Annotated in this window: 7 protein-coding genes; 2 read left to right on the top strand and 5 right to left on the bottom strand. The window is 37.9% G+C overall.

All coding sequences use genetic code 11. The annotated features are described in order from the left end of the window. Positions 1-121: 121 nt before the first annotated feature. Complete coding sequence (locus CNR22_14170) at positions 122-1,105, top strand: hypothetical protein (protein ID PBQ32870.1); 984 nt, start codon at positions 122-124, stop codon at positions 1,103-1,105. Positions 1,106-1,312: 207 nt separating this feature from the next. On the opposite strand, the gene CNR22_14175 is transcribed toward CNR22_14170, so the two are convergent. From CNR22_14175 to CNR22_14185, 3 genes are read right to left on the bottom strand one after another with little or no spacing between them, the layout of a single operon-like run. Beyond that, the gene (locus CNR22_14175; GenBank protein PBQ32871.1) at positions 1,313-2,353 is read right to left on the bottom strand and encodes a hypothetical protein; all 1,041 of its coding nucleotides are present in this window, start codon (positions 2,351-2,353) and stop codon (positions 1,313-1,315) included. A 56-nt stretch (positions 2,354-2,409) separates the two neighbouring features. Further along, complete coding sequence (locus CNR22_14180; GenBank protein PBQ32872.1) at positions 2,410-3,654, bottom strand: hybrid sensor histidine kinase/response regulator; 1,245 nt, start codon at positions 3,652-3,654, stop codon at positions 2,410-2,412. 5 nt (positions 3,655-3,659) lie between these two features. Then, positions 3,660-9,956 carry a hybrid sensor histidine kinase/response regulator gene (locus tag CNR22_14185; protein ID PBQ34911.1) on the bottom strand — a complete coding sequence of 2,099 codons (6,297 nt, stop codon included), beginning with the start codon at positions 9,954-9,956 and terminating at the stop codon, positions 3,660-3,662. A gap of 525 nt (positions 9,957-10,481) precedes the next feature. On the opposite strand from CNR22_14185, the gene CNR22_14190 reads away from it, so the two are divergent. Next, the gene (locus CNR22_14190) at positions 10,482-10,820 is read left to right on the top strand and encodes a hypothetical protein (protein PBQ32873.1); all 339 of its coding nucleotides are present in this window, start codon (positions 10,482-10,484) and stop codon (positions 10,818-10,820) included. A 225-nt stretch (positions 10,821-11,045) separates the two neighbouring features. On the opposite strand, the gene CNR22_14195 is transcribed toward CNR22_14190, so the two are convergent. Both CNR22_14195 and CNR22_14200 read right to left on the bottom strand, forming a co-directional pair. Next, positions 11,046-11,267, bottom strand: coding sequence for a hypothetical protein (locus tag CNR22_14195; protein ID PBQ32874.1), 222 nt, complete (start codon positions 11,265-11,267; stop codon positions 11,046-11,048). A gap of 85 nt (positions 11,268-11,352) precedes the next feature. After that, positions 11,353-12,606, bottom strand: a complete 1,254-nt coding sequence (locus CNR22_14200) for a hypothetical protein (GenBank protein ID PBQ32875.1) — start codon at positions 12,604-12,606, stop codon at positions 11,353-11,355. Positions 12,607-12,665: the final 59 nt, after the last annotated feature.

Below are 12,665 nucleotides of genomic sequence, written 5' to 3' on the forward strand. Positions count from 1 at the left end.
CCCCTTTAACTCACCAGGGTAAAAAGAAGAAATCTACAGATTTCTTCTTTTTTATTTAAACCCTATTTATATTGATAATAAATTATTACGATATTATACTTAGTAATTATTTGTTAAGTATATGACGGATTTTAAAGAAAATAAACCATCAAGGGATTCAGATTTTCATATTGCCTTATTAAAAGAAAGGGGATTAATCATCACTTTAGAAGATGAGATAGAAATAAAAGTTTATTTAAATAAAATTGGTTACTATAGATTATCAGGATATTTTGGTCCTTTACAAAATCCTAAAGATAGTTTTAAGCCTGGTAAGACATTTAAAGATATAATTCGCTTGTATGAATTTGATAAGCAACTTCGAGTTATTACGTCTTATGCTGTGAAATCAATTGAAATTAAACTTAAATCTTATATTACGGATTTAATGTCGTTAAAATATGAAAGCACCTGGTATTCGGACTCAGCATTATTTTATAAAAGGACAAAAAAAGATATTATTAAAATGCCTTATATAGATGGTGATGAAATAAAATATCAACAACAAGAAAAAGAATTTGATTTATATAAACTTTTAATTGAAAAAATAAACGATTCAATTTCAAAAAATTCCGAAAAGGCATATATTCGAAAATTTAAAGATAATTATGGTAGCACAGCAATAGTTCCGTCTTGGATGATGATGGAATGCATTTCTTTTGGAGCATTAAGTAAATTATACAGTCTTATGGTACTTGATGGAACTACCAGAAAAATAGCTAAGGATTTTGGTTGTCCAGTTTCTGAAACATTTAATTCATGGCTTCATGGTTTTGTAGTATTAAGAAATCATTGCGCCCATCATGCAAGATTATGGAATATTAGGCCAGCAAAAGATTTGCAATTTCCAAAACGAGATGTTCACAGGTTTCATACAGCAAACGATTCTAACACGCATTTATTTTATGGAATTGGATGTTGTTTACTTCAGGTGTTAAAGACTATCGACGAAGAGTTATACATTCACTATAAAACACATGTAAAACAATTAATGTTGGATTATGGAATTGATAAAAAAGCAATGGGATTTCCGATGGATTTAGATCCCTGGGACGTCTGGAATTAGAAACGTCTATAAACAAGTAGCCCCACATCTTTGAGCGCATACACCGAAATGTATCTAGGCTTAGTGGGGCATTATTGTTATAAAGATAGTTATATATTTTATATTAATAAATTATTTAGAAAAATAAAACAAGCAACTGTTTGATAATCAATTATATATTTTTTGGCGAGTTAAAGGGATAATTCTCAAAAAATGAGTGCGCTTTTTTTATGCAGGATATTTTTTAAAATACGTTTCTATTCTGAGTTTTACATTTTCGCGAATGTTCATATAAAAAAAAGCATAGTCGTTTTTGTGGTAATAAAAAGTATTCATGCCGGGATAATGATTCAGAGGTTTTTTTAGAGCAGGCGCATGAACCCATAAAAAGCCGGATGGCGCCACTTTGGCATCGGTAAGGGCGGTATCAATTTTATTCGCCGTAAAAGGCAAACCACCTAAATTTTTTTGGTGAGGAACGTGCACGGTATCTGTTTTCCAGCTCAAAGGGTTCACGCCAAGAATTTTTCCAACAGGATCTCCATAAAAAGTATTCGTGCGGTAAGCAACGGTATTCCATGTTACATAGCCTCCGGTTTCAGAAGGGGAGCTCATTAGTTTTAGTTGCTTAAAAGTGGTGTCATAAATTGGTCGCCCAATTAAGTAGGCAGCAATTAGTTTTTTATTAAGGGTGGTATCTTTATCAAAAAAGTCTTTCACAAGACTCACTGCATAGTCTGTTCCCTGGCTGTGTGAGGCAATAATTATTGGCCTGCCTTTATTGTAGTGTTTGAGATAGTATAAAAATGCTCTCCGCACATCATCGTAAGCGAGGGCAAAAGCTTGCCGGCCATTTTTTTTTCTGATTGCAAAATAAGAATAGAGAATGGCTGTTCTATAATGAGGAACGTAGATTTTACAACTTTCATTAAAAACACTTGCTTGTAATTTACAGCCAATCTTTTGTGTCAGTTCTCTGGCAATAGAATCATTAACGCTTGCATTCCACTTATATCCATTCAGATAATTTGTAGGCGGAATAAAAAACACATCTGCCCTTGCTTTTTTTTGTCCGTCAACAACGCCGTATCCCGTAAGTTCAAAATCACAACTGTCCAGTTTATCAGGTAAAGCAGCCCAATACAAACGATTAGCATAATCAGGCGGAGAAGGCTGTTTTGTGTTTTTAAAAGAGCGAAGAGGAACGAGGCAAGAGGTTATAAGAAAACCGGATAAGGCAACGAATTTAAGGCCAGTAGTAATTTTCATAATCAAATTATGCGCAACGATGAAATTTTAAGCAATCGGAAATATGACTGGAGTTTTCAGTTTAAGGGCGTAACAACCGGTAAAGAAACAATAAATGTGGAACCTTCGTTTATTTTACTGCGCGCTGAAATAAACCCATTGTGCTGATCGGTGATTTTTTTACAGATAGCAAGGCCAATACCTGTTCCTTCAAATTCGCTGTTAAAATGCAAGCGTTTAAAGATGCTGAAAATTTGTTCGGAATCTTTCTGGTCAAATCCTATACCGTTATCCGTGATATGAATTCTGCAGTACTTTGCCTTTTCATTGGTTTCTATATTCGTTCGTTCAAAACTAATTTCAGAACTAATGCGAATAATCGGTTTTATATTTTTGCGCGAATATTTTAGAGAGTTACTGATCAAATTCTGAAAAAGAGAACGTATGAGGGAAGGATTTACGTATAACGGTGGTAATTTTTCAACCAGGATCTTCGCTTCTTTTTCTTTAATGCCCAGTTCCATTTCTCCGAGCACCTCATTAACCAGCGCGTTCAGGTTGGTTTCAATAAACGAGTTTTTATCTGCTACAATCTTCGACAAAGCAAGAATGTCTTTGATCAAAATACGCATTCGCTCTGCAGCTGTTTGAATGCGATTGATATACATGTCAGCCTCGTCGTCAATTTTGTTAGAATATTTAGAGGAAAGGCGGTCACTGAAGGTTATAATCTTTCGTAAAGGTTCCTGTAAATCGTGTGAGGCCATAAAGGCAAAACGATCCAACTCTTTGTTAGCAGATTCGAGACGCTCAATATTCTGGAGCAATTTGTGATTGAGCTCCTGAATTTTTTCTTCGGATGCTTTGCGCTCATTTATTTCTCCTTCAAGACTTTTATTAATGCTTTTTAAGGTTTGCTCCTGCATTAATAGCATATGGTTCTTGCGATAGAGGTCTACAAAGACATTCACCTTGGCCCTGAGAAGATCAGAGTTTATGGGCTTGTAAATATAATCCACCGCGCCGCTTTTATATCCCTGGAAAATACTTTCTTCTCCAAAATTATTTGCCGTTATAAAAATAATAGGAATATGTTTGAGCTTTTCTCTTTCATAAATTAAAGAGGCTGTCTCAAAACCATTCATATTAGGCATCTGAACGTCCATTAATATCAAGGCAAAGTCATGTTCATGCAACAGGATTTTTAAAGTCTGTTTTCCCGAATTTGCTTTTACAAACTGATAACGTTCGGTGCCCAGAATAGCTTCAATAGACATCAGATTGTCTTCCCGGTCATCAACTAAGAGTATTTTCGGTGGCATAATTTCTATTTATAAAACCAGATTCGCATTAACGATAAAAGCTGATCAATTTTTAAAGGTTTTGTAATATAATCGGAAGCCCCAGCTTCTATACATTTTTGTCTGTCGCCCTTCATCGCCTTTGCAGTAACCGCAATGATAGGAAGTGTACTATTCTTATGTTCCCGTCTTATTTTTTGTGTGGTTTCGTAACCATCCATTTCCGGCATCATAATGTCCATTAACACCATGTCAATTTTCGGATTTTCATTCAGAATATGGATAGCTTCTTTTCCACTTTCAGCTGTGATGGAATTTATATTAAGACGCTCAAAAACAGTAGTCAGGGCAAAAAGATTACGCACGTCGTCATCCACCACCAGAATATTTTTTCCGGTAAGAATGTCTTCTTTCATACGAATGTTTTCAATGATCTTGTTTTTTTCAGGAGCAAGGTCTTTGTGATTTATATGAAGATGTAAAACAGTTTCCTCAAGCAGGTAGTCAATAGAATTTACGCCTTTGGCAACAACGGTATTCGAATTTTTATTGATCTGCTGTAATTCCTGCTGCGTAAAGTCTTTCGCTGAATAAATGATCACCGGTGTCATTTTTTTCTTCACCTTCGAAACTTTTTGAATAAGATCTTGTCCTGATATATCGGGTAGGGTATAGTCAAGAATTATACAATCGAATTCCGATTCGGCGATTAATTTCAGCGCTTTTTTCGCAGTATTGGCAACGATCACTTCAATTTTGTCGCCTTGCAGTATTTTAGCAATTTGAGAAGAATCAATTTCATTGTCTTCCACCACTAAAACATGTTTCACTCCTTTTTCACTAAAATAAATGATGTCTTTAAACAAATCGTTAAGGGCTTCATTCTCTAAAGGTTTTAATAAGAAACTTCTGGCGCCACGTCTCAGCGCAAGGTCTCTGTTTTCTTCACCCGATATTAAATGAATAGGAATATGCCGGTAACTTAAATCATTTCTTAATAAGTCAAGTACTTTCCAGCCACTGGTATCAGGTAGTTTCACGTCGAGGGTGATGGCCACAGGCATAAAACGGTTTATGAAATCGAAAACTTCAATGTAGCTTATAGCAACAATGGCTTTCATGTTATTGTTGTGTGCGCGTTCAATCAGAATTTTTCCGAAACGTAAGTCATCCTCAACAATTAATAAAACTTTATCGGTTGCCTGAATGTTATTGCGATCATCACCACTTTCGTTGATCATCTCGTTTACATTCGTTTTTTTATCTTCCGTGGCAATGCTTAATGAACTTAGAAGCTTGTCGAGGTTTTGATTTTGATTTTCATCGGCAAGTTGCAATTGTTTGTAGGCAGGATTGCTAGAAGTTTCAACCGAAAGAAGGCCCTGGATATTTTCAACAGGAAGAAATAGAGTAAATGTACTTCCTCTGCCGGGTTGACTTTCCAATTCAATTGTTCCACCCAGCAGTTCGGCTAAACCACGGCTGATAGATAAGCCTAAACCGGTTCCGCCATATTTACGGCTCGTTGATCCTTCTGCTTGTTGGAACGCTTCAAAAATAATATTTTGTTTTTCCTGCGGAATTCCAATACCTGTGTCAATGATCGAAAACGCTACCACACGTTTTGCATTGTCCAGACTTAGCATCATTCCTTGCTTCCAGTTTTTACCTTCACTAATGCGGAGTTTCACTTCACCTTTTTCAGTAAACTTAAAAGAGTTGGAAAGAAGATTTTTTAAGATCTGGTTTAAACGTTGTAAATCGGTCTCCATCATATCCGGCAGTGTTGTTTCGGTTTCGATAGAGAATTTTAATTGTTTAGCCTCAGAAATGGGTTTAAAAGTAGTTTCAACAAATGCAGCAATCTCCGTGAAACGAACAGCAGAGAAGTTCGCCGAAATAAAACCGGATTCAATTTTCGATAAATCGAGAATGTCGTTAATCAGTTGAATTAAGTCGTCACCGCAAGAGTGAATAGTTTTCGCATACCGCACTTGTTTATCGTTAAGATTTCCTTCGGCATTTTCGTACAACTGCTGGGCAAGAATTAACAAAGAGTTAAGGGGTGTTCTTAACTCATGCGACATGTTGGCTAAGAATTCTGATTTGTATTTAGAAGTAAGTGTTAACTGTTCTGCTTTTTCTTCGAGTGAGCGACGGGCTTCTTCTACTTCTTTATTTTTAGCTTCTACCTCGTCTTTTTGTTTTACGAGTAAGAGCGCTTTATCTTGTAACTCGTCGTTTGTTCTGCGCAACTCTTCTTGTTGTATTTTTAATTCACCTGCAAGAGATTGCGATTGCGCTAATAGTTCCTCAGTTCTTGAGTTGGTTTCTATTGTGTTTAATACAATACCGATACTTTCTGTCAACTGACTCAAAAAGTCTAAGTGAGTAATACTGAAAGTATCTAAGGAGGCTAGTTCAATTACAGCTTTTACATCGTTCTCAAATAACACCGGAAGAATGATGAGGTTAAGAGGACGCGTTTTTCCAAGCGAAGAATTAATTTTGATATAATCGCCGGGAACGTTATTTAATAAAATTCTCTCTTTTTCAAAAGCACACTGGCCTACCAAACCTTCGCCAATAGCAAACTCTGTTGGAATACCTTTAGTTGCTTTGTATGCGTATGAAGAGAAAAGTTTTAATTTTGCACTCTGTGATTCTTCATCCTGTTTTAAAATGTAGAACGCCCCGTATTGCGCTGTAACAACTTGTGCTAACTCCGAAAGGATACGTTGCGTTACGGTATTCAGGTCTTTTTGACCCTGTAACATTTGCGTGAATTTGGCAAGATTAGATTTTAGCCAATCTTGTTCCTGGTTACGCAATGTTGTTTCGCGTAAGTTGGCGATCATTTGATTGATCGTGTCTTTTAAAGCTTCTACTTCTCCTTTTGCATCTACACGAATATTCCGCGTTAAGTCGCCTTTTGTTACGGCTGAAGCCACTTCAGAGATAGAGCGTACTTGCGTTGTTAAGTTTTCTGCTAACTGATTTACGTTTTCTGTTAAATTCTTCCAGATGCCGGATGCTCCTGGCACCGAAGCCTGGCCTCCCAGGCGCCCCTCTACACCTACCTCACGGGCAACATTGGTAACCTGATCTGCAAACAGAGCGAGTGTGTCAATCATTTCATTGATCGTTTCTGTAAGTTGCGCTACCTCGCCTTTTGCATCAATGGATAATTTTTGTCTTAGGTTTCCGGTTGCTACGGATGTTACAACTTTTGCAATTCCACGTACCTGAGACGTTAAGTTAGATCCCATCATATTCACAGAATCCGTTAAATCTTTCCATGTTCCCGCAACACCTTTTACTTCGGCCTGACCTCCTAATTTTCCTTCAGTTCCTACTTCCCTTGCTACACGTGTTACCTCGAAAGCGAAAGAATTTAATTGTTCCACCATCGTATTGATAGTGTTTTTTAAATCAAGAATTTCTCCTTTAACATCAATGGCAACAGTTTTTGACAAATTACCGGAAGCAACTGCTTTTGTTACTTCGGCAATATTTCTTACCTGTGCAGTTAAATTAGAAGTCATTTGATTTACCGAATCGGTTAAATCTTTCCATGTTCCTGCAACGCCCGGTACAAAAGCCTGACCGCCGAGTTTACCATCCGTTCCTACCTCACGGGCCACACGCGTTACCTCAGAAGCAAAGGCGCGGAGCTGATCCACCATGGTATTTAATGTTTCTTTTAATTGTAAGATTTCCCCGCGAACGTCAACGGTAATTTTTTTCGACATATCACCATTTGCCACAGCGATAGCAACTTCGGCAATGTTACGTACCTGGGATGTTAAGTTACCCGCCATTTGATTTACCGAATCGGTTAAATCTTTCCAGGTTCCTGCAACTCCTGGCACGCTTGCTTGCCCTCCAAGTTTCCCTTCCGTTCCTACTTCTCTGGCCACACGTGTCACCTCCGAAGCAAAGCCACGAAGTTGATCCACCATGGTATTGATGGTGTTTTTTAATTCTAAAATTTCTCCTTTTACGTCTACACCAATTTTTCTGGATAAGTCGCCGTTAGCAACCGCTGTTGTTACTTCGGCAATGTTACGTACCTGGGATGTTAGGTTAGAAGCCATCTTATTTACAGAGTCTGTTAAGTCTTTCCAGGTTCCGCCTACACCGGGTACGTCAGCCTGACCACCGAGTTTCCCTTCAGATCCTACTTCTCTGGCCACACGTGTTACTTCTGAACCAAAAGAGTTCAGCTGATCCACCATGGTATTAATTGTATTTTTTAATTCAAGAATTTCGCCCTTAACGTCTACTGTAATTTTTCTTGATAAATCTCCTTTCGCCACGGCAGTTGTTACTTCAGCAATATTACGTACCTGCGCCGTTAAATTTGAACCCATTTGATTTACAGAGTCTGTCAAATCTTTCCAAACCCCTCCAACACCTTCTACAGTGGCCTGGCCACCGAGTTTCCCTTCAGATCCTACTTCTCTGGCCACACGTGTTACTTCTGAACCAAAAGAGTTCAGCTGATCCACCATGGTATTAATTGTATTTTTTAACTCAAGAATTTCTCCTTTAACGTCAACAGTAATTTTACGGGATAAGTCACCATTCGCTACAGCTGTTGTAACTTCGGCAATGTTGCGCACCTGTGAGGTTAAGTTAGAACCCATTTGATTTACAGAGTCTGTCAAATCTTTCCATGTTCCACCCACACCGGTAACTTTCGCCTGGCCGCCTAATTTTCCCTCTGTTCCTACTTCCAAAGCTACACGTGTTACTTCCGAAGCAAAAGAGTTTAATTGATCCACCATCGTATTGATGGTTTTTTTCAGTTCTAGAATTTCTCCTTTTACATCCACAGTAATTTTACGTGATAAATCACCACGGGCCACGGCCGTTGTTACTTCAGCAATGTTACGTACCTGTGCCGTTAAATTTGATCCCATTTGATTTACCGAGTCTGTAAGATCTTTCCATACACCTCCAACACCTTTAACAGTGGCCTGTCCGCCAAGTTTTCCTTCTGATCCTACTTCTCTCGCAACACGTGTTACTTCAGAAGCGAAAGAGTTCAGTTGATCCACCATGGTATTGATTGTATTTTTCAATTCCAGAATTTCTCCTTTCACGTCAACGGTAATTTTTCTCGATAAGTCACCTTTTGCCACGGCAGTTGTTACTTCAGCAATATTACGCACCTGCCCGGTTAAGTTAGATCCCATTTGATTTACAGAATCCGTTAAATCTTTCCAAACTCCGCCCACACCTTCTACAGTGGCCTGACCACCAAGTTTTCCTTCACTACCAACTTCACGGGCAACACGCGTAACCTCTGAACCAAAAGAGTTCAGCTGATCTACCATGGTATTAATTGTATTTTTTAATTCCAGGATCTCTCCTTTTACGTCAACAGTAATTTTACGTGACAAGTCTCCTTTTGCCACAGCAGTTGTTACTTCGGCAATATTACGTACCTGTGCAGTAAGATTAGAACCCATCTGATTTACCGAATCGGTTAAATCTTTCCACGTTCCTGCTACTCCTTTTACCTGCGCTTGTCCACCGAGTTTTCCTTCTGTTCCCACTTCCAATGCTACACGGGTTACCTCTGAAGAAAAAGAGTTTAGCTGATCCACCATAGTATTGATGGTATTTTTTAACTCCAGGATCTCTCCTTTTACGTCAACCGTAATTTTTTTTGATAGATCACCTTTTGCCACAGCTGTTGTCACTTCAGCAATGTTACGTACCTGAGCTGTTAAGTTAGATCCCATCTGATTTACAGAGTCGGTCAAATCTTTCCATACACCGGCAACACCTTTTACTTTAGCCTGGCCTCCTAATTTTCCTTCGGAACCTACCTCACGCGCCACGCGGGTAACTTCCATTGAAAAGAGGTTGAGCTGCTTCACCATGTCGTTCACTTCTTTAGCGATCCGCGCAAACTCTCCCTGTAAAGCATGATCTCCAATTTTCTCAGACATCTGTTGCGAGAGATTTCCTTTCGCAACCGAACTAATTACGTGCGCAATCTCAATGGTTGGATGCACCAAATCAGAAATCAAAGTATTGAGTGAATCAATCCCTGTGTGCCAGGACCCGCTTGTGCCGGGCACTTCAATCCGTTGTGTAAGTTTTCCTTGCTTACCAATGGTATTGCCCGCGCGGGTAAATTCCTGCATCATCTTCTCGTTCAACACAATAATGTCGTTGAGTGTGTCGCATATCTTCCCGCTCAAACCCACATTGTCAATGGGCATGCGCGCGCTGAAGTTTCCGTTTTTAACTTCAGTAAGTACTTTTAGTAAATATTTTTTATCAAGCGTTCCAAAGAGCTGATCCATTGGATCTATCTGTACGTCCTGTAGTTTTAATTTGGCTTTTCCATTTTTAGGTTTTTCCATCACGAGCAGTTCTTTTTTATGATGTCCATTACCGTTCGAAGACCCATTTGATTTTACAGAGCCGTTAGCACTAGTTGCTTTTCCTTTGGAAGATTTAAGCACTTTTACTTTTTTAATACTCATAGCATTTGATTAAAAAATATTGCAGACCTCGTAGAAAAAAATCACGCGATTTTTTAGTTCAGGTCGTCTTTCAAAGCAAGAAAAAAATATGCTATTCCCCAAATAAAAAGGCCTAATATTAGGCGCTGGGGCCAAAATTGTGGAATAAATTGCTCACAAAAAGTGGCTTAATTTTTGTGTAAACTTGATTTATGTCAAAGAAAATATATCCACACAACTCATCACAATTTTATTATGGGGAACGCTTTCCCGAATAATTTTATAAGTGACTGTGAAAGGGGCGTATTTTTAAAGTTTTGACATGGCACGATTCTTTTATTTACTTCTTTAAAACACAGCATTATGGAAAATTTTAGAAAAGAAAACATGACTACCATGACTGGCATCATGAATAAATTACAGTCGGACGGTTATACTGAAAATTTTGTGGCAAGCGAAAAAGGTTTGGAAGCACCATCCAAAGAAAAGTTTTACATTCCTTCCGAAGTAACTATTAACAACTTCTACAGATTTGAAGGAGAGAGCGATCCGGGCGATAACGCAATAGTATATGCCGTTGAAGCAAATGATGGAACTAAAGGGATGGTGGTTGATTCGTACGGAAGTGAAGCGAGCCATCTTGTTTCTAAGTTCATAACAGAGGTTGAATCCATTACCAAAAAAGAACCACATTCATCTTAGTTCAGTAACCCACAATTAAAAAAAGCGAAATTTATAATTTCGCTTTTTTTGTTTTGTTGTTTTAAATTTTTTTAGCCGTTCCCCCTGATAACACGGAGTAAAATAGCGACGATTGCGATTACTAATAAAATGTGAATGATGCCTCCGGCGCTGTATGCGAAGAATCCTATTGCCCATGCAATAACAAGAATTACTGCTATAATGTAAAGTAAGTTGCTCATAGTTTTAATTTATTAAATGGTTGTTTTTTCTTTTTGGGTTTATATCGTTGTGTAAAATATTTATCAAAATAAGAGCAAAAGCTGCAAGAAGTAATATATGAACAACTGGGCCAACCATGCTAGTGAAAAATCCGACAGCCCAAAAAATGGTAAATAGAACTGCTACTATGTAATTTATTGCGATCATGCTTTGTAATCTTATAATTTCGTGCCTGTTAAAAAACATTGTATTTAATGCTCTTCAGCGCTCAAAATGAAAATTTTGGGGAAAAACATTGCCAGTCTGAGGAAATTTTTTTTTCCGGGTACTGTTATTTCCTTTTCTTTTTATTCTTCTTTTTTTCCTTTTGTTTTTTGTCCTTTTTCGAATCTTTTGAACTATCCCCCTTTTTGTTCTTGTCACCAAAAACTTTTTCAAGCAGCGTTTTATCCTTCGTTTCTTTGAGTTTTGTAATATTTATAGTATTGTCAATACTGGGTCTTAAGGCGCGAACGAAGGCATTTCTGAGAACAAAACTTATAGCACGCCAGATATTGATGTTTGGATCTTCGAACTTGCCATTAATATCAACTTTGGTAGCTAATTGCTCTTTATCCTGATTTTGCAGTACTTCTGCAGCGCTACCAATAAGCGTTTCCCACAAAATCTGTTTAAAGTCTCCTTCTTCTTTGTTCCATTGTACTATGTCCAGGTCTTTAATCACGGGTTTTATATATCCTCCAAAGCCCCCGTCTTTTCCGGCGAATTCGGTATAGACACCAAAATTTCCTTTTTTTGTATCAAAGTTCCCGTAGGCTTTCAGGAAGTCGTTTAACAACGCCAGGTTTACATTTTTAATTTCGGCACTCATATCAAACGTTGGCATTTTCTGCAAGGCATCAAAATCTACGCGGAGTTTAAAATCTCCTTCGTATACGGATGCACTCGCTACAGCGTTGGCAGGAAGTACTTTATTGCTATCGTTCACATTCGAGAGATTTGTAGCCACAATTTCGAGTTCTTTCATGGCCACGTCAACACGTGGTGAAGAGAAAGGATCAATATAATGTATTTGTCCGTTCGAAATTTCAAAGTGATTCACCGTTAGGGGCATTAAATCTTTGATCAACTGGCGAAAGTCTGCTGTGTCTGCCTTGGCATCTTCATCCTTGTGTTTTCCTTTTACAAAATTAACCACAGGATCTTCTACATAAATTTCTCCAACAATGCGGCCCTTGAAGATTGCTTTCCATTGCACTGAAAGATCAATGGCTGTTGATTTGAAAAATGGTATGGTATCCTTTTGTCCCTGCTCGTTACCAAGCTTAACCAATTTAATATCTTTTATAACATAAGCACCGCGAATGAGGGCAATGTCAATGTCTTCCACATGACCGTAATACTCTTCCAGATTTGCCAGTTTGTTGTTTACATATTTTAAAACAATGTAGGGAAGTAAAAGTCTGAAAATAATCAACAGAACAAGTAAGGAAAGGAGAATGATTTTTATTTTTTTTCTTTTGCTGTGTTTCGTGCTTTTGGAATGTATGTTTTCGTTGGAGGATGTTTGTTGAGTTGTTTCCATAGATGTATGCAAAATAAGTAACGTAAATCGCGTTAATTTCATGCCAGTGGAACACTATT

The organism is Sphingobacteriaceae bacterium, from assembly GCA_002319075.1.
Classification (GTDB): domain Bacteria; phylum Bacteroidota; class Bacteroidia; order B-17B0; family Aurantibacillaceae; genus Aurantibacillus.